This is a genomic window from Cryobacterium sp. TMT2-14 (assembly GCF_004402465.1).
In the GTDB taxonomy this organism is placed as follows: Bacteria; Actinomycetota; Actinomycetes; order Actinomycetales; family Microbacteriaceae; genus Cryobacterium; species Cryobacterium sandaracinum.
In genome coordinates this window covers 1-16,703 of the sequence record NZ_SOFV01000001.1, presented here as the reverse complement: position 1 = coordinate 16,703, position 16,703 = coordinate 1, and the positions used below count along the sequence as shown (strand labels likewise).

Annotated in this window: 18 protein-coding genes and 1 pseudogene; 9 read left to right on the top strand and 10 right to left on the bottom strand. The window is 65.5% G+C overall.

The features are described from left to right. The first annotated feature begins 6 nt into the window (after nt 1–6). Nucleotides 7–606, top strand: coding sequence for a histidine phosphatase family protein (locus tag E3O28_RS00095; protein WP_134342867.1), 600 nt, complete (start codon nt 7–9; stop codon nt 604–606). Here the strand turns inward: E3O28_RS00095 and E3O28_RS00090 are convergent. After that, the gene (locus E3O28_RS00090) at nt 594–1,730 is read right to left on the bottom strand and encodes a glycosyltransferase family 1 protein (RefSeq protein ID WP_104102160.1); all 1,137 of its coding nucleotides are present in this window, start codon (nt 1,728–1,730) and stop codon (nt 594–596) included. The two genes, E3O28_RS00095 and E3O28_RS00090, sit on opposite strands and share 13 nt — an antisense overlap. Next, the gene (locus E3O28_RS00085; RefSeq protein WP_134414983.1) at nt 1,727–2,626 is read right to left on the bottom strand and encodes an alpha/beta hydrolase; all 900 of its coding nucleotides are present in this window, start codon (nt 2,624–2,626) and stop codon (nt 1,727–1,729) included. Before E3O28_RS00085 ends, E3O28_RS00090 begins: the two co-directional genes overlap by 4 nt. Before the next feature lie 405 nt (nt 2,627–3,031). Between E3O28_RS00085 and E3O28_RS00080 the strand changes: the two genes are divergently transcribed. Then, nucleotides 3,032–3,718, top strand: coding sequence for a 3'-5' exonuclease (locus tag E3O28_RS00080; RefSeq protein ID WP_104102165.1), 687 nt, complete (start codon nt 3,032–3,034; stop codon nt 3,716–3,718). Between the two features lie 114 nt (nt 3,719–3,832). Here the strand turns inward: E3O28_RS00080 and E3O28_RS00075 are convergent, their stop codons facing one another. The 3 genes from E3O28_RS00075 to glgA all read right to left on the bottom strand — a co-directional run bounded on the left by E3O28_RS00075 (nt 3,833) and on the right by glgA (nt 6,294). After that, nucleotides 3,833–4,084, bottom strand: coding sequence for a type B 50S ribosomal protein L31 (locus E3O28_RS00075; RefSeq protein ID WP_104102169.1), 252 nt, complete (start codon nt 4,082–4,084; stop codon nt 3,833–3,835). 149 nt (nt 4,085–4,233) lie between these two features. Next, a complete protein-coding gene (locus E3O28_RS00070) occupies nt 4,234–5,016 on the bottom strand; it encodes an ABC transporter ATP-binding protein (RefSeq protein WP_104102172.1) in 783 nt (260 codons plus the stop codon). Nucleotides 5,017–5,112: 96 nt separating this feature from the next. Further along, nucleotides 5,113–6,294 carry a glycogen synthase gene (glgA, locus tag E3O28_RS00065; protein WP_134401624.1) on the bottom strand — a complete coding sequence of 394 codons (1,182 nt, stop codon included), beginning with the start codon at nt 6,292–6,294 and terminating at the stop codon, nt 5,113–5,115. An 80-nt stretch (nt 6,295–6,374) separates the two neighbouring features. On the opposite strand from glgA, the gene glgC reads away from it, so the two are divergent. Then, nucleotides 6,375–7,619, top strand: coding sequence for a glucose-1-phosphate adenylyltransferase (gene glgC / locus E3O28_RS00060; RefSeq protein ID WP_104102176.1), 1,245 nt, complete (start codon nt 6,375–6,377; stop codon nt 7,617–7,619). Beyond that, on the top strand, nt 7,616–8,263 hold the full coding sequence (gene serB / locus E3O28_RS00055; RefSeq protein WP_134414982.1) for a phosphoserine phosphatase SerB: 648 nt from the start codon (nt 7,616–7,618) through the stop codon (nt 8,261–8,263). The genes glgC and serB overlap by 4 nt, the downstream gene beginning before the upstream one ends. On the opposite strand, the gene fabG is transcribed toward serB, so the two are convergent. Then, nucleotides 8,260–8,970 (bottom strand): 3-oxoacyl-ACP reductase FabG, encoded by a 711-nt coding sequence (gene fabG, locus E3O28_RS00050; protein WP_104102181.1) that lies wholly within the window; start codon nt 8,968–8,970, stop codon nt 8,260–8,262. The genes serB and fabG overlap by 4 nt on opposite strands. A 129-nt stretch (nt 8,971–9,099) precedes the next feature. Between fabG and E3O28_RS00045 the strand changes: the two genes are divergently transcribed. The 3 genes from E3O28_RS00045 to E3O28_RS00035 are packed head-to-tail and all read left to right on the top strand — an operon-like array spanning nt 9,100 to nt 10,486. Then, a complete protein-coding gene (locus E3O28_RS00045) occupies nt 9,100–9,405 on the top strand; it encodes a DUF3099 domain-containing protein (RefSeq protein ID WP_233191467.1) in 306 nt (101 codons plus the stop codon). Then, nucleotides 9,402–9,650 (top strand): hypothetical protein, encoded by a 249-nt coding sequence (locus tag E3O28_RS00040; RefSeq protein WP_104102184.1) that lies wholly within the window; start codon nt 9,402–9,404, stop codon nt 9,648–9,650. Before E3O28_RS00045 ends, E3O28_RS00040 begins: the two co-directional genes overlap by 4 nt. Next, the gene (locus tag E3O28_RS00035; protein WP_134414981.1) at nt 9,647–10,486 is read left to right on the top strand and encodes an SURF1 family protein; all 840 of its coding nucleotides are present in this window, start codon (nt 9,647–9,649) and stop codon (nt 10,484–10,486) included. The genes E3O28_RS00040 and E3O28_RS00035 overlap by 4 nt, the downstream gene beginning before the upstream one ends. Nucleotides 10,487–10,563: 77 nt before the next feature. On the opposite strand, the gene E3O28_RS00030 is transcribed toward E3O28_RS00035, so the two are convergent. Both E3O28_RS00030 and E3O28_RS00025 read right to left on the bottom strand, forming a co-directional pair. After that, complete coding sequence (locus E3O28_RS00030) at nt 10,564–12,162, bottom strand: ABC-F family ATP-binding cassette domain-containing protein (protein ID WP_104102190.1); 1,599 nt, start codon at nt 12,160–12,162, stop codon at nt 10,564–10,566. Nucleotides 12,163–12,221: 59 nt separating this feature from the next. Beyond that, nucleotides 12,222–12,872 carry a TetR/AcrR family transcriptional regulator gene (locus E3O28_RS00025; protein ID WP_134401623.1) on the bottom strand — a complete coding sequence of 217 codons (651 nt, stop codon included), beginning with the start codon at nt 12,870–12,872 and terminating at the stop codon, nt 12,222–12,224. 384 nt (nt 12,873–13,256) lie between these two features. On the opposite strand from E3O28_RS00025, the gene E3O28_RS16755 reads away from it, so the two are divergent. Next, entirely contained in the window at nt 13,257–13,580 is a 324-nt protein-coding gene (locus E3O28_RS16755) for an OsmC family protein (protein WP_241972940.1), read from the top strand. A gap of 862 nt (nt 13,581–14,442) precedes the next feature. Then, the gene (locus tag E3O28_RS00015) at nt 14,443–16,122 is read left to right on the top strand and encodes a molybdopterin-dependent oxidoreductase (protein WP_241972939.1); all 1,680 of its coding nucleotides are present in this window, start codon (nt 14,443–14,445) and stop codon (nt 16,120–16,122) included. Nucleotides 16,123–16,182: 60 nt separating this feature from the next. Here E3O28_RS00015 and E3O28_RS00010 read toward each other — a convergent pair whose 3' ends face one another. Together E3O28_RS00010 and sufC are read right to left on the bottom strand one after the other, a co-directional pair. After that, nucleotides 16,183–16,512, bottom strand: a complete 330-nt coding sequence (locus E3O28_RS00010; RefSeq protein ID WP_104102197.1) for a metal-sulfur cluster assembly factor — start codon at nt 16,510–16,512, stop codon at nt 16,183–16,185. Nucleotides 16,513–16,516: 4 nt separating this feature from the next. Beyond that, a pseudogene (sufC, locus tag E3O28_RS00005) lies at nt 16,517–16,703 on the bottom strand (Fe-S cluster assembly ATPase SufC); the annotation flags it as partial.

Here is a 16,703-nt window from a genome sequence, read left to right as displayed (position 1 = left end):
GGCAGGATGACCAGACTTTCGATCGTGCGGCACGGACAGACCGAGTGGAACCTGCACACGCGGATCCAGGGCAGCACAGACATCCCCCTCAACTCGACCGGCCGGGCGCAGGCCGCCGAGGCAGGCCTGAGGTTGAGATCCCGGCGCTGGGACACCATCGTGACGAGCCCTCTGGACCGTGCCCACGAGACGGCCCGGATCATCGCCGGCGAGCTCGGCTTGCCGAGCCCGGAGGTCATCCCGGAGCTCACCGAGCGCCATCACGGCCAGATCGAGGGACTCACGTTCGCCGAACGACAGCGTCGCTTTCCCGACGACGTGCCCGTTCCCGGCCTCGAGACGCGCCAGGAGGTGCTCGACCGGGTGCTGCCGGCCTTCGGGCTGCTGGCCGCCGCGCGCCCCGGACAGTCTGTGCTGGTCGTCTGTCACGGCGGGGTGATCGGAACCCTGCTGCGCCATAGCACGGCCGGGGAACGGCCGCGCCAGAACGAGATCATCGCCAACGGCTCGGTGCACGACTTCGTCTGGCGGGACGGTCGGCTGGGGCTGACGCATTTCGACGCCACCCTGCGCGGCCGAGCCGAGAACACGCACTACACAGGCTGAACCGGCTGCTCCGCGTCGATGCCGGGGCCCGTAGCCGTCTCGGTCCGCGTACCGGAGTCATCCGCGGTATCGGTGCCGGTGAGCAGTTCCAGGAGCCGCCGGGCCGAATCGCGCCAGGTGAAGCGTTCCGCCTCGATGACGGAGGCTGTGGAGCGGGCCGCCCACTCCCCCGCGCCCAGCCGCCGCACGGCCAGGGCGAGCGCGTCGGTGCTGGCCGGGTCGAAGTAGAGCGCAGCGTCGCCGCCGATCTCGCGAAAGATCGGGATGTCGCTCACCACGACGGGGATGCCGAGGCTCATCGCCTCGACGAGCGGGATGCCGAAGCCTTCGTCCAGAGACGCCGTGACCAGCGCGGTCGCGGAGCCCAGCACCCGCAGGTACTCCTCGTCGGTGACGCCGTTGTGGAACACCAGCGTCGCCTGCGGCGCCAGGGCGGTCAGGCGTTCCCGTTCCTGGTCGCTCACCTGGCTCATCAGGTGGAGCTCATGGCCCGGTAGTTCCGCGGCTGCGCGCACCAGAGTGTCCACGTTCTTGTACGGCATGAACGAGCCCATGTAGACCAGGCGACCCGTTTCCGCAGCGGCACGTCCGGCGGGCGGCGTCGACCGCGTGTCGGCGGCGTTGTGGATGACCGTGACCGGCCGCCGCGTCAGACGGTTGTCCCGGATCAGGTCCCGGGTAGTCTCGGAGACGGTGACGACGCCGTCGGCCCGGTTCAGGAGCATCCGCTGCGGCCACCACGATAGGTGATACAGCCGCCAAATCAGGCGCAGCAAACCGGGCAGGTCCCGCGGCGGGGTGCGATTGCGGTAGTAGATCAGGTCGTGCACGGTGAGGAGCAGCCGGTACTTCCGGCCCCAGGATCCCATCGTCTGCATCGGAGAGAACACGACGTCGGGCTTCAGCTGGTTGATCTGGAGGGCGATGAACGGCTCCCGGATGCTGGTCGGGGCACTCACGAGCTGCCAGGGCAGATCCGGAAGCAGGTCGAGCTGCCGGTGGTCATTGATCAGCATGGTGACCGGGTGGAGCTTGCCCAATTCCGTGACCAGCCCGGCCGTGTACCGGCTGATGCCGTCGTGCCGGTCGAATCGGGTGTAACGGCAATCGAAGACGATTCTCACTTCGTCTCCCTTGCGCCGAGGAAGCGGCGCAGGGCGTCCGCCGCCTGCGCCGGCACCTCGTAGTGGATCAGGTGGCCGACGTCGGGGATCACCTGCAGGGTGGCATCGGGAAACAGCTTCTGCAGCCGGTATTGCGCTGCGACCGGCGTGATGTCGTCTTTCTCCGCCGCGATCAGCAGCGTGCGCTGCGGGATGCGACCGGCGAACTCGCTGACGTCGGAGCCGACCGATGCGGTGAAGGCTTCCAGCACAACCCGGCGATCCGCGAAGGCGGAGAAGTAGCGGTCGTGCTGGTTGTGGATCCATCGGCGCAGCTCGGGGTCCCCCGTCTTCGCCATGGTCACGCTCATCACGCGGACGATGACGCGGTTGCGCAGCAGGGCAAAGCCGAGCCGTTCGGGCAGACGCGCGGCCACCCGGTAGTAGAACACCGCCAAGCGGGTGAGGATGCCGCGCGGCCCGGCCAGGGCAGGTGCGGCGATGGGGTTCACCAGAACCACGTCGTCGGCGTGCAGTCCCCCTGCGACGGATGCCGCGACGATGATCGACCCGAACGAGTGCCCGAGCACCACCCTGCGCCCGGTCAGACCCAGAGCTGCCACGAACTCGGCCAGCCACCGGCCGTAGCCCGCGATGTCGTGTCGGCACCCCTGGAGCACGCCGGACTCGCCGAAACCGGGAAGGTCCGGTGAGATCATGCGGAATCCAGGAAGCTGGGCGACCACGGGCTCCAAGCCGTGGTGGTCGCCGCGGAAGCCGTGCACCATCACGATGGTGGTGTGCGCGGTTGGATCGCCGTACTCCCAATACCGCGTTTCGCTGCCCAGCACCGGGACGTCCCGGACCCTGACAGGGATCCGGACGAGCTGCGAATCGTAGGGCGAAGGAACATTCATCGTCCCAAGTTTAGGGCGGCCGACGGCTGTCGCCGGACGCCCTCGGGCGGGAGGGAACGCAATGAGCTTCACCGCCCCGATCAAGCGTCACCCGGGACCCGCGCTGGTACCGCCGCGCCGTGTCCTCCGAGCTGATGGTGCGCTCCTTCGGAGACCGCAACGGCGACGGGACCGGTGACTACGCCGGACGCATCTCCACAGAGACACGGAGAACTCGAACTGGGCCCTCGACTCCGTGCGGTGCCGGTTCCACGACCACCGCTTCTTCTTGAACCAGCCGGACCTCAACTGCTTTTCCCACAACCCGATCGCCTTTCGGATCGAAGACTCGGTGCTGGCCGACCTGCCAGCGGGCCGACGCCCGAGGCGCCCGGGGATGACGGTGGTCGGCCCTAGGCTTTCCCCATGAGCAACTGGAGTGACACCCTCGCCGTTTTCGACCTTGAGACGACCGGCATCGACGTGGAGACGAGCCGCATTGTGTCGGCCACCGTCGCGATCATCGATGTGACCGGGGAGGTGCTCGAACGCGTGGACTGGCTCCTGGATCCCGGAATCGAGATCCCGGCCCAGGCCACCACCGTGCACGGCATCACGACCGAGCATGCCGCCGCGAACGGCCGGGTCGCCGCCGACGGGGTGGCCGAGATCGTCGCGACGATCCGGGAGCACCTCGCCCGGGGTCTTCCTCTGGTGGCGTACAACGCGCCCTACGACCTCACCCTGCTCAACCGCGAGTCGATTCGCTACGGAGTTGCCCCGCTGGTCTCACCGTCGCCGGTGGTCGACCCGCTCGTCATCGACAAGGCCCTCGACCGGTACCGCAAAGGCAAGCGCACCCTTGCAGTGACCAGTGCGTTCTACGGTGTGCCCCTCGATGACGCGCACGACTCCGGGGCGGATGCGATCGCGGCCGGCCGAGTAGCCCAGGCCATCGCCCGGGCGCATCTGAAGACCCTGCCGGTCACAGTCGGCGAGCTGCACCTGCTCCAGGCACAGTGGTCCGTGCAGCAGGCGGAAAGCTTCCAGGCCTACATGCGCCGCGAACGCGACCCCGCGTTCGTCGCGGCGGGCGGCTGGCCCGAACGCTGACCAGGCAGCACCCGAGCGACAGCGACACCAGACTCAGAGCAGCAACATCGAAAGGGCGGCCAGCCGAAGCTGGTCGCCCTTTCGATGTGCAGGATGCCGCGGTATGGCGCGGTTCTACTTGCCGAAGCCCTTGTAACGCGAGTTGAACTTCTCGACGCGGCCGGCGGAGTCCATGATCCGCTGCTTGCCGGTGTAGAACGGGTGCGACTCCGACGAGATCTCAACGTCGATGACCGGGTACGTGGTTCCGTCGGTCCACTCGATGGTCTTGGAGCTGGAGACCGTCGAACGGGTAAGGAACGTCGCACCCGACGCGAGGTCGCGGAAAACCACGGGAGCGTACGTGGGGTGAATGTCAGACTTCATGAAGACTTCCTTATTGCTGTTCGATTGGTGAGTTGCGCTTCGATTAGCGAGTACAGACTCGCCAGGTGCGGCAGAAAAAACCGTGCGGCCCAAGGACCGACTGTCGAGTTTAGCAGAATCCAGTGGCTGTGACCGCCATCCGGTGGCGGTCAGATCGCGCGGGCGCTGAAACGTCCGTCGGTCTCGTGCAACTCGATGGACAGACCGAACGCCTCGGTCAGTGACTCCGCGGTCAGCGCGTCGGCGATGGGCCCGGCGCTGACGATGCGGCCGTTGGACAGGAGCAGGACGTGCGTGAAGCCGAGGGGGATTTCCTCGACGTGGTGGGTGACCATGATGATCGCCGGCGACCCCGACTCGCTCGCGTAGCCGCCGAGGAGCTGCAGCAGTTCCTCGCGCGCGCCGAGGTCGAGGCTGGCGGCCGGCTCATCCAGAAGCAGAACCTCGGGGTCGGTCATGATGGACCGCGCGATCTGCACCCGCTTCTGCTCGCCGTCGCTCAGCGTGCCGAACTTACGGTCGGACAGAGTATCGAGCTTCCACTCGCCCAGCACCCGCTGGGCGCGGCGCTCATCGATGGCTTCGTACTCTTCGGTCCAGCGCCCGGTGACGGAGTACGCGGCCGTCATCACCACATCGAGGACCTTCTCGTTCGCGGGGACCCGGCGGGCCATCGCCGTCGAGGCGAACCCGATCCGCGGCCGCAGCTCGAAGAGGTCGGTGCGTCCGATCGGTTCGTCAAGAACCACGGCACTTCCGCTCGACGGGTGGATGAGGGCGGCGGCGATCTGCAGCAGCGTGGTCTTGCCGGCGCCGTTCGGGCCCAGGATCACCCAGCGCTGGTCGTCATCAACACTCCAGTTCACTGAGTCGAGGATGGGTGTGCCATCCCGGACGACGGAGACGTCGGTGAAGTGGAGAACGTTGACCATAAAGCCATGTTATCTGCCGCCGCCGATGCCCAGACACGCGAAACGGGTGCCGGGCATTCCTGCAGCACCCGTTTGGGCGGTTAGTCGGAGCCCGACTCAGAGTAGTGAGGCGTAGATCTCCCGGGTGCGGGTGGCGATTTGGGTCCAGCTGAACATCTGCTCGGCCCTGACCCGGCCGGCTCGGCCCATCGCGGCGGCGTTGGCCGGGTCGGCGAGGACCTCGATCAGGGTGCGCGACAGGTCTGAGACGAAAAGGTCGGCATCGATGGGAGTTCCGGTTCCGTCGGTGGCCTGGTCGATGGGCACGAGCCGGCCGGTCACGCCGTCGGCGACCACCTCGGGGATGCCTCCGGTGGCCGTCCCGACGACCGGCAGCCCGCAGGCCATAGCCTCCAGATTGACGATGCCGAGCGGTTCGTAGACCGACGGACAAACGAAGACGGTGCCGGCAGTGAGCACGGCGGCCAGGTCGTGCTGCGACAGGAGGCGATCGATCCAGACCACGCCGGAGCGTTCGCGCTGGAGGGCCTCGACCCCGGCCGTGACCTCGGCCAGGATGCCCGGGGTGTCGGGGGCGCCGGCGCAGAGCACCAGCTGCACCTCCGGTGGCAGCAGGGCTGCCGCGCGGAGCAGGTAGGGAAGCCCCTTCTGCCGGGTGATGCGGCCCACGAAGACCACGGCCGGTCGGTCCGGGTCGATGCCCAGTGCCCGCACGGTGTCCCGGTCGTCCGTGGGCTTCCACCGTTCGAGGTCGATGCCGTTGTAGACGACGTGCACCCGAGCAGCGTCAAGTGCTGGGTAGCTGCGCAGGATGTCGCGGCGCATCCCACCGCTGACGGCGATGACGGCATCCGCGGCTTCGAAGGCGGTGCGTTCGATCCAGCTGGAGACCCGGTAGCCTCCGCCGAGCTGCTCGGCCTTCCACGGGCGGAGCGGCTCGAGGCTGTGCGCGGTCACAACGTGCGGGATCCCGTGCAGGAGCTTCGCGAGGTGACCGGCGCCGTTGGCGTACCAGGTGTGGGAGTGCACGATGTCGGCGCCCTGCACGTCCTGCGCCATCTGGAGGTCGACGCCGAGCGTGGCCAGCGTCGCATTCGCGCCGGCCAGTTCCGCCGGCACCTCATACGCGTGGGTGTCGACGGCGTCGCGGAGCGCGCCGAAACATCGCACGGAGACGTCGATGTCGGTGCGAAGGGCCTTCACAAGCTCCGCCACATGCACGCCTGCTCCGCCATAAATCTCCGGGGGGTATTCCTTGGTCAACAGATCCACTCGCATGAGGCAAAGCTAGCGCAGGCTGGCCGGAGGCACACCCACTCGTGCTGGATCGACGTGACGAATGGCCCTACTGTAAAGACATGCAGTCAAAGAAGATCTTTGGAATCGTGCTCGCCGGCGGAGAAGGAAAACGGCTCATGCCGTTGACGGAGGACCGTGCGAAACCGGCCGTTCCTTTCGGGGGTCATTACCGGCTGATCGACTTCGCGCTGTCGAATTTGATCAATTCGGGCCTCACCCAGATCGTGGTTCTCACCCAGTACAAGTCCCACAGCCTTGACCGTCACGTCTCCCAGACCTGGCACGTTTCTGGTGGCCTGTTCAACTCTTATATCGCATCGGTGCCGGCGCAGCAGCGCCTCGGCAAGCGGTGGTTCAGCGGATCCGCGGACGCGATCCTGCAGAGCCTCAACCTGATCCATGACGAGAAGCCCGACATCGTCGTCGTCGTCGGAGCCGACCACGTCTACCGGATGGACTTCAGCCAGATGATCGAGGCTCACATCGCCTCCGGAGCCGCCGCAACCGTCGCGGCCATCCGTCAGCCGATCGGTCTGGCCGACCAGTTCGGCGTCATCGAGGTCGACGCGGCGACGCCGGACCGCATCCGTGATTTCCGCGAGAAGCCGAAGGATGCCGTCGGCCTCGCCGATGCCCCGCACGAGGTCTTCGCGTCCATGGGCAACTACGTTTTCAACACGGAGGCGCTGATCGAGGCCGTCCTGCGCGACGGCGAACGCGCCGACTCGAGCCACGACATGGGTGGCGACATCATTCCCGACTTCGTGTCCCGCGGTGAGGCCGGCGTCTACGACCTCAAGCTCAATGACGTCCCCGGATCCACCGACCGCGACTGCGACTACTGGCGCGACGTGGGTACCATCGACTCCTTCTTCGAGGCACACCAGGACCTGATCAGCGCACTGCCCGTTTTCAACCTCTACAACCAGAAGTGGCCCATCTTCAGCCAGCAGCTCAACTCTCCGCCGGCGAAGTTCGTCCGGGACGGACGCGGCTTCCTCGGCACCATGATCGACTCGATCGTTTCCCTCGGCTGCGTCATTTCGGGAGCGCACATCGAACGCAGTGTTCTCGGCCCCTGGGCCGCCATCGATTCCGGCGCCCAGGTGGTGGACTCGATCGTCTTCGACCGGGTGCAGATCAAACCGGGTGCGACCGTGCGTCGGGCGATTCTGGACAAGGACGTGGTGGTCGCCGCCGGAGCGGAAGTCGGCATTGATCGTGAGCGGGACCGCGCACGGGGCTTCAGCGTCACCGAGTCCGGCATCACCGTCGTCGGCAAGGGAGTCCACGTCCACCCGTGACCGAGTTCGTTCGTTTCCTCGTCGTCCTGGACGCCGATTCCACCCTGATCGAAGATGAGGTCATTGAGCTGCTCGCGGATGCGGCCGGCTCGCTGGCCCTCGTCGCCGAGGTGACCGAGCAGGCCATGCGCGGCGAGATCGATTTCGCGCAGAGTCTACGGCTCCGGGTCAAGACTCTGGCCGGACTGTCCACGGATGTTTTCGCGGAGGTCGGGCGGCTCGTCCGCCCGACTCCCGGGGTGCAGGAACTCATCGACGGCCTGCACGCCCGGGGCAGCAGAATCGGGGTGGTATCGGGCGGCTTCCACGAGGTGCTCGACCCGCTCGCTGCCGCCTTCGGCTTCGATCACTGGCGGGCGAACCGGCTGGAGGTGGCCGACGGTCGCCTCACCGGCGGCCTGGTCGGACCCGTCATCGACGCCGCCGCCAAGGCCGCGGCCCTGCGGGAGTGGGCCGCCCTCGAGGGCGTAGCCCTGCCCCAGACCGTCGCCGTCGGCGACGGAGCAAACGACCTCACGATGATGCGGGCAGCCGGTCTGGGCATCGCTTTCAACGCGCAACCGATCGTGAGGGCGCAGGCGGACCTGGCCCTGGATACCCGCGACCTGAGCCAGGTCCTGCCGATACTCGGTCTGCGCGGTTAGTGCCCCATCCCCAGTCCGCCGTCGACGGGGATGACCGCGCCGGAGATGTACCCGGCGTCGTCCCCGGCAAGCCAGGTGACAACCCGAGCCACCTCGACCGGAGTCGCGAATCGTCCCGCCGGGATGCTGCGCTTGTAGTCGGCCTGCTGCGACTCGGAGAGTTTTGCGGTCATATCGGTTTCGATGAAACCCGGTGCGACGACGTTGGCCGTGATGCCCCTCCCGCCCAGCTCACGGGTCACCGAACGGGCGAGGCCGATCAGACCGCTCTTCGAGGCGGAGTAGTTGACCTGTCCCGCGGAGCCGTACAGGCCGACCACGCTGGAAATCAGCACGATGCGGCCGAACCGGGCCTTGAGCATCCCCTTGGACGCACGCTTCACGACTCGGAAGGCGCCGCTGAGGTTGGTGTCGATGACCGAGGTGAAGTCGTCTTCGCTCATGCGCATCAGCAGCATGTCCCTGGTGATGCCCGCGTTGGCGACAACCACCTCGACGGGGCCGAGCGCCGCCTCGATCTCGGTGAACGCGGCGTCGATGGATGCGGCGTCCGTCACGTCCGCGCGCACCGTCAGGCTGCCGCTGGGGCCGTCCCCAGAGCGGGCGGTGACCGCGACGCGGTGTCCCTGCCTGATGAACTCCTCCGCGATAGAGAATCCGATGCCGCGGTTTCCCCCGGTGACAAGGACAGTTCTGCCAGTCGTCATGCTGGGTCCAATCTCTTTTTCTCAGCGAACGAACAGCCGTACGCACGTGTTTTCCAGTTTAGGGCGTCTACGTTTAAGTCCGACGAGACGTAGAATTTACAGGGAAAACTCCCCCGACTGACCGAATCGATGGCATCCATGAAGCAGCAGTCGATCACCTCGCTCCCCCCATCACCCGAGGAGCTGCGTCGTGCCCGGATGATCAAATACTCGATCGCCATGGGCATCCGGATGGTCTGCATCGTGCTGATGCTCTTCGTCCAGGGCTGGTGGCTGCTCGTCTGCGCCATCGGCGCGATCGCCCTTCCCTACTTCGCGGTCGTCTTTGCGAACGTTCAGGGCGGCGCCGTGGCGTCCACGGTCGTCCGACCGGGAGCCGTACAGGTGTTCCGGGCGCCGCCTCGTGGACCGGACAATGACGAGAGCGGAACGTGATCGGCCTCGGCGCCGATCTCGAAACGACGAACTGCTCGCGCGCCGGCTGTCGTGAGAACGCCGACTGGCGGTTGGACTGGCGCAATCCCCGTATTCACGCTCAAGACCGCGTGAAGACCTGGCTGGCCTGCGACCTTCACGTCGATTACCTCCGCGATTTCCTGGCCAGCCGAGACTTCCCATTAGCCGTCTCGCCTCTTCCGGTCTCCCTTGAGGCTGTAGAGCCGGAAGCCGGGCCGGCGTGATCGGCTGGAAATTTGCGTTCACCCGGCGCTGGGCCGGATACCTTGCGCTGACCATCCTCTTTGCGGCCGTCTGCTCCGGGCTCGGTCTCTGGCAGCTCGCGCGCCGCTCCGACGCACTCTCCGAAATGAGCAAAGTGGAGACCAACTATGCGGCGGACCCGGTTCCCTTGGCCGAGGCTCTGCCTGGTCTGGACGCGTTCTCCGCGTCTCAGAAGTGGCTGCCCGTTGTCATGACCGGCACGTATTTGACGGACGACGAGCTGATCGTGCGTAACCGCCCGCTCAATATCAACCCGGGTTTCGAGGTTCTCACTCCCCTGCTACTCGCCGACGGCTCGGTCTTCATCGTGAACCGGGGCTGGTTGCCGACCGGGCAGACCCCCGACGCCCCGGCATCCGTGCCAACCGCCCCCTCGGGGGTTGTCACCGTCACCGCCCGGCTCAAGGCCGGTGAGCCTTCGTTGGCCGGGAGATCGGCCACGGGCGACCAGATCGCGACGATCAACCTCGACGAGGTGTCCACCCGGCTGGACCTTCCGACGTACACCGGCGCGTACGGGCTGATGGCTTCCGAGCAACCAACGCCGGACGAACGTCCCGTGGCGGTCACCCGCCCGGTCAAAGACGAGGGGCCTCACCTGTCCTACGCATTCCAATGGTTCGTGTTCGCCCTGATGGGCTTCGTCGGTCTGGGCTGGGCTATCCGGCAGGAGTACCGAGCCGTGAACTTCGACGACCCGGACGAGCGCGTTCGCGCCGCCGAGCGTGCCCGCCGTCAGGCTGCCAAACCGCGCAGCGACTCGGAGATCGAGGACGAGCTCATCGACGGCAGATGATCGGCAGGTCAGAAGGACACGGAGACACGAACGTCCGGGCCAGTCGGCCCGGGCAGTGCTTTGCTCAGGAAGGGTGATCAGGCGAGCATGATCAGATCAAGGTAGTCCTTGTTCCAGTGATCCTCAGTGCCATCGGGCATGATCAACACGCGCTCGGGGTTCAGCGCCTCGACAGCGCCCTCGTCGTGGCTCACGAGGACGACAGCCCCGGCATAGTGCGCCAGGGCGTCGAGGATTTCCTCGCGGCTTGCCGGGTCGAGGTTGTTAGTCGGTTCATCGAGCAGCAAAACGTTGGCGCCCGACACCACGATCATGGCCAGGGCCAGCCGGGTCTTCTCGCCACCGGACAGAACCCCGGCGGGCTTGTGCGAGTCGTCGCCGGTGAAGAGGAACGAGCCCAGAACCCGGCGCGCCTCCATCTCAGTGATGTTGGGCGAGGAGGACACCATATTCTCCAGCACGCTGCGCTTGACGTCGATCGTCTCGTGCTCTTGCGCGTAGTAGCCGATCCGAAGGCCGTGGCCGGGCACGATCTCTCCGGTGTCCGGCTTATCCACGCCCGCGAGCATGCGCAGCAGTGTGGTCTTGCCCGCACCATTGAGGCCGAGGATGACCACTTTCGAGCCGCGGTCGATGGCCAGATCCACGGCCGCGAAGATCTCCAGCGAGCCGTAGCTCTTGGAAAGGTCGGTGGCCATCAGCGGGGTGCGCCCACACGGGGCGGGCTCGGGGAAGCGCAGTTTGGCGACGCGGTCGACTGCCCGCACGGCGTCCAGTCCGGACAGGAGCTTCTCGGCGCGCGCCACCATCTGGTGGGCGGCGGCAGCCTTGCTCGCCTTGGCGCCGAACTTCGCGGCCTGCAGCTGGAGGGTCGACGCCTTCTTCTCGGCGTTGGCGCGTTCTTTCTTACGACGGTCCGCGTCGGCCACGCGCTGCCGCTGGTAGTTCCTCCAGTTCATGTTGTAGATGTCGATGACCATGCGGTTGGCGTCGAGGTAGAACACCCGGTTCACCGTGTCGCCGACCAGCTCGATGTCGTGGCTGATGATGATGCATCCGCCGCGATAGTTCTTGACGAACTCCCGCAGCCAGACCACGGAGTCGGCGTCGAGGTGGTTGGTGGGCTCGTCGAGGATCATCGTTTCCGCGGCCGAGAACAGGATACGGGCGAGTTCGATGCGGCGGCGCTGTCCGCCGGACAGGGTTCGCAACTGCTGGTCGAGGATGCGGTCGGGAAGGTTCAGGTTGCTGGCGATCGACGCGGCTTCCGCCTCGGCCGCGTAGCCGCCGAGCGCGTTGAACTCATCCGTGAGGTTGCCGTAGGTGCGCATGGCCTTGGCGCTGGTCTTGGGGTCGTCGCTGCCCATGTCGATACCGGCCTGGGCAAGACCCAGGGAGATCGTGCCGAGGCCGCGGGCATCCAGGATTCGGGTCCGAGCGAGCATGTCCGGGTCGCCCGAGCGGGGGTCCTGGGGCAGATAGCCGATTTCACCGGTGCGGTCGATCGAGCCGTTGGTCGGAACTGTCTCACCCGCCAGAGTCTTCGTCAGTGTCGTCTTACCAGCCCCGTTGCGGCCGACCAGGCCGATCTTGTCACCGGCGGAAACGCGGAAACTGACGTCTTCCATGAGCACGCGCGCCCCAACTCGGATTTCGAGATTTTGCACACTCAGCACAGCAACAGTCCGTTCAGGGGAGTCGTAGAATTTTCTGGCCGAAGCGGGCCAACTCTCCACTATATTTGATCGGTTGCGCCTCGGTGTGCGCCCGGAAGCGAAAGTGCCCCCTGGAGCGCCTTCGCCAGCCAGTCCCGGTAAGCGGCATCCGACCAGCCGAGGTCGAGGACCAGAGACCGGTAAGCCTGTGGATGCCCGAGCGCCCACACCGTCGCCGCCGCCTCGTGGTCGCTCACTCCCCCGCGCAGGCTGTGCCGTGAGCGCAGCGCGGTCGCGACCTCGCCGTACTGGAGAAGTCGCTGGGCGGAACGCCGCATCTCCAGCTCCGCGATGTCTGCATCGACTCCGGCCGCCTGGGCGATCACGCGGTGCACCCCGGACGTCTGGGCGTTCAGGTCGGCGATCCAGCCGGTCAGGATTCGGACGATCTCGGCGGCCGTGCGCGCTTCGGCGATCTGACTGCGCAGCGGTGGGGGGCCGGCTTCCTGTTCGTGTGCACGTGCGGCCACGCGGTCGAGCACGGCGGAGAGAACGGCGGCTTTGCCACCGACCGAGTTGTAGATGGTCTGCACCGCGACGCCTGCCTCGGCGGCGATCGAGCCGAGAGTGGTGGAAATGTACCCTCGCTCAAGCATCAGCTTGAGCGCGGCCCGCACGATCAAGGTGCGGGTCTCGCGCGACTGAGCCTCCCGGCGCGATTTGATGCTCATCAGGACTTCACCCTTCTTCTTAGAAGATCATTCTAAACACTGGAATGAAATTCTAAAGGGGTGCATTTCGGCCCGGGAACCATGCGGAAGCGCTCGGCCATAACGTTGTGTGACCGGGCGGGGTGCTTTGGCCAGACTGGCCTCCTATGGTTAGGCATGACACTCGTGCAGACGCCCGCCGCACTCTCCCCCCGTGCCGAAGATCGTGCTGGCCGCCTCAGCGCCGCCGGAACCGCTTGGAGTGAGCGCATCAGCGCTGACGCGTCGAAATAGAAACTGACCTACCGGGTCACGGCCGCCGGCGAGGGCTCGGTCGCCACCCGCATCACGGCCGGCAAGCATGTCTTCCCCGCCGACGAGCCCGGAACCCTGGCCGGAGACGCTGTGGCGGCCAGCCCCGTCGAGATTGCGCTCGGCGCCCTGCTCTCATGCCAGGTGGTCGTCTACCGCCTCAATGCCCAGGGGCTGGGCATCCAGGTCGACGAGATCGAGATTGCCGCGGAGGGCGACCTCGACGTGCGGAGACTGTTCGGCATAAGCGAGGACGTGCGGGCCGGCTTCTCAGCGATCCGCCTCCACATCACCATCACCGGTCCCGAATCCGATGAGCGCTACCAGGAGCTGCGGGCAACCGTCGACGCGCACTGCCCGGTTCTCGACCTGTTCGCGAACCCCTCTCCCGCGTCCGTCATCGTCACGAAGGCGTAGCCGCATCCGATGCCGACCGGTGGTCAGGCCTGTCGCGTCCCGCGGCGCACCGTGTGGAAGCTGACGCACGATAGGCCATCCGCCGGCTTCCACGACGTGCGCCGTGAAGCAGTCACCCACTCGTCTCGCGGCGAACAGGGCGGAGGCCTACCGTCGGCTGCAGCTGCAGCCGCAGCGGTCGCTGCACGAATGTGAGGAGGTCGACGATGGACCACGAATCAGCCGCATCACCCCCAACCGAACCCGGACGGGCCTCCCCCGTCCGGCTCAGATGAGAAACAGGAAACCATCAGCCCTGCGGGCGACATGTTCGAGGAGGGTGAGACCGACGTCTGGCCGCACCCGTCCCTAATCGATTTGGAGAATTGGGAGCCGTCTGAGTTGGCGTCGTCCGCTGAGACGGGCGCTCGGGAAATGGGCACGGAGGAGAATACATCGGACGAGTGACCAGGATCGGATCACCGCCCAGGACACGTCGAAGGGGCGCCGGCCAGATGGCCGGTGCCCCTTCGACGTGACTGGATCAGGAGTGGATCAGGAGTGGATCAGGAGTGGATCAGGAGTGGATCAGGAGTGGATCAAATGAAGAAGCCGAGGGCACGGATCGACTCCTTCGGGGGCTTAACCGGATTAATGCGGAATATATTCCGTTTAATAAGAGGATACTTGCAGGCAGCAAGCAGGAGATGGGCATAACGGTGCTGTAGATCGCACTCCCGACACGGTTGGGGAGGCGTCCTGCTTCTCAAATGGGGACGGTATGGATACAAACTCGATTGATCGAAATATTCCTGCAACAGACATTGGAGCAGGGGGGACGCGGAAAAGTTTTCGGGAGGAACTGGACACGAAGCGGTACCACGTGGTGGATGACCACTGGGCCGGCCGGGTCCCTGCCCAGTACGGCGTTGCCCCGCGGGTGCGGATCGGCACGGACAAGTGGTTCAATCTGCTGTGGTTGATACCCATTGGACTGGTCCTGCTGATCGTGGGGATCGCCATTGCCAAGGGGCTGCGGGAGATGCCCGCGGTGCAGGACTTCATGAGCCAGTATCCGGGAGCGACTGCACTGCCCGACAACGCCCCGGTCGGGTTCCCGGCGTGGGTCGGTTGGCAACACTTCCTGAACCTCTTCATGATGATCTTCATCATCCGGTCCGGTGTCAGCATCATGGCGGACCATCCGCGGCTGTACTGGACCCGGCACTCGACACCGGGTAAGGACTGGTTTCGCATGCAGAAGCCGGTGCCGAGCGATCCGCTCTACACGGCGAAGGAGGACTCAATCACCTTGCCCGATGGTGTCGGGCTGCCGGGGCGCCGTCACTCCATCGGTCTCGCACGGTGGTGGCACCTCGGCGTCGATACGGTCTGGCTGCTCAACGGAATCATCTTCTGCGTTCTTATCTTTGCGACGGGGCAGTGGATGCGCGTGGTCCCGCTGAGCTGGGACGTCGTCCCCAACGCCGCGTCGGCCGCCCTTCAGTACCTGTCTTTGAACTGGCCGGCCGAGAGCGGGTGGACCAACTACAACAGTCTGCAGCTGATCGCCTACTTCATCACCATTTTCATTGCGGCACCTCTCGCCCTGGTCACCGGCCTCGGCATGTCCCCCGCACTGTCGACCCGCTTCCGCAAAATCAGCTCGGTGTTCAGCATCCAGGTGGCCCGTTCGCTGCACTTCTTCGTGCTCTGCTGGTTCGTCATGTTCATCGTTGTGCACGTCACCCTGGTGATGACCACAGGGGCCCTGCGCAACCTCAACCACATGTATGCGTCTCAGGACAGTGAATCGTGGGTCGGCATCGGGATCTTCGCGGCTTCGATGGTCGTCGTCATCGGAGGATGGCTCGCAGCCACGCCTTTCACCTATCGGCATCCTCGTGTGGTGCAGAAGGTCGGTTTCGCGCTGATCGGTCGCGCGCAGCGCCTATTTGAACACATCGACGCGAACCCCGGCCAGTACACGGAGAAGGACATTTCACCGTACTTCTGGCATAACGGCAAATACCCGGACTCCGAGGAATACCAGGCGCTTCGAGCGGGCAACTTCGCGGACTACACACTGCGGGTCAACGGGCTCGTCGAGAACCCCGTCGATTTGAACCTCGCACAGTTGCAGGGTCTCCCCCATCACGATCAGATCACCCAGCACTTCTGTATTCAGGGGTGGTCAGGGGTCGCGAAGTGGGGCGGAATCTCAATGCAGACGATCCTGGATCTGGTGCAGCCGAAACCCGAGGCGAAATGGGTCATTTTCTATTCCTTCGCGGCGGGTCCGGACGGTGGCACGTACTACGACGCCCAACCCATCGAGCAGATGAGCTACAAACTGACCATGCTCGCCTATGACCTCAACGGGCAGACCCTATCTTTCGGGCATGGAGCACCGCTTCGGTTGCGCAACGAAACGCAGCTGGGTTTCAAGATGGTGAAGTGGATCAAGGGAATCGAGTTCGTTGAGGACTTCTCTGAGATCGGTGCGGGGTTTGGTGGGTACCACAACGACCATGAGTTCTTCGGCTATCGGCAGTCCATCTAACGCACGCGAAAGCCCCGATTTCCGGAGGAGATCGGGGTTTTCGCGTGCGTTAGGGGAAGTTCAGATAGAAAAGCCGAGGGCCCGCATCATGTCGCGGCCGTCGTCTGTAATCTTCTCGGGACCCCACGGCGGCATCCAGACCCAGTTGATGCGGAACTGGTCGACGACGCCGTCCAACGCCTCGGCGGTCTGCTCCTCGAGGACATCGGTCAGCGGGCAGCCGGCCGAGGTCAGGGTCATGTGGATGATCAGGGCATCGTTCTCATCGTCCCAGCCCAGGTCGTAGATGAGCCCGAGGTCGACCACGTTGATACCGAGTTCCGGGTCCATGACGTCTTTGAGCGCCTCTTCGATTTCATCGAAGCGCGCCGGGGGCAGCGTGGAAACCATGCGCCTAACCTACGTTCGATTCGGTGAGAAAGCGATCGTAGCCCTCGTCTTCGAGGCGGTCGGCGAGTTCGGGGCCACCCTGTTCGGCGATCCGGCCGTCGACGAAGACGTGCACGAAGTCCGGCTTGATGTAGCGCAGGATGCGGGTGTAGTGCGTGATCAGCAGCAGACCCAGGCCGGTGTGCTCCTTG

What these genes read in the sequence shown, in the direction of transcription:
- glgA (WP_134401624.1), bottom strand. Translation starts at nt 6,294, where the DNA reads ATGCGAGTGGATCTGTTGACCAAGGAATACCCCCCGGAGATTTATGGC.
- E3O28_RS00070 (WP_104102172.1), bottom strand. Translation starts at nt 5,016, where the DNA reads ATGGTCAACGTTCTCCACTTCACCGACGTCTCCGTCGTCCGGGATGGC.
- E3O28_RS00025 (WP_134401623.1), bottom strand. Translation starts at nt 12,872, where the DNA reads ATGAGCATCAAATCGCGCCGGGAGGCTCAGTCGCGCGAGACCCGCACC.
- fabG (WP_104102181.1), bottom strand. Translation starts at nt 8,970, where the DNA reads ATGACGACTGGCAGAACTGTCCTTGTCACCGGGGGAAACCGCGGCATC.
- glgC (WP_104102176.1), top strand. Translation starts at nt 6,375, where the DNA reads ATGCAGTCAAAGAAGATCTTTGGAATCGTGCTCGCCGGCGGAGAAGGA.
- E3O28_RS00080 (WP_104102165.1), top strand. Translation starts at nt 3,032, where the DNA reads ATGAGCAACTGGAGTGACACCCTCGCCGTTTTCGACCTTGAGACGACC.
- E3O28_RS00085 (WP_134414983.1), bottom strand. Translation starts at nt 2,626, where the DNA reads ATGAATGTTCCTTCGCCCTACGATTCGCAGCTCGTCCGGATCCCTGTC.
- E3O28_RS00095 (WP_134342867.1), top strand. Translation starts at nt 7, where the DNA reads ATGACCAGACTTTCGATCGTGCGGCACGGACAGACCGAGTGGAACCTG.
- E3O28_RS00045 (WP_233191467.1), top strand. Translation starts at nt 9,100, where the DNA reads ATGGCATCCATGAAGCAGCAGTCGATCACCTCGCTCCCCCCATCACCC.
- E3O28_RS00010 (WP_104102197.1), bottom strand. Translation starts at nt 16,512, where the DNA reads ATGGTTTCCACGCTGCCCCCGGCGCGCTTCGATGAAATCGAAGAGGCG.
- E3O28_RS00075 (WP_104102169.1), bottom strand. Translation starts at nt 4,084, where the DNA reads ATGAAGTCTGACATTCACCCCACGTACGCTCCCGTGGTTTTCCGCGAC.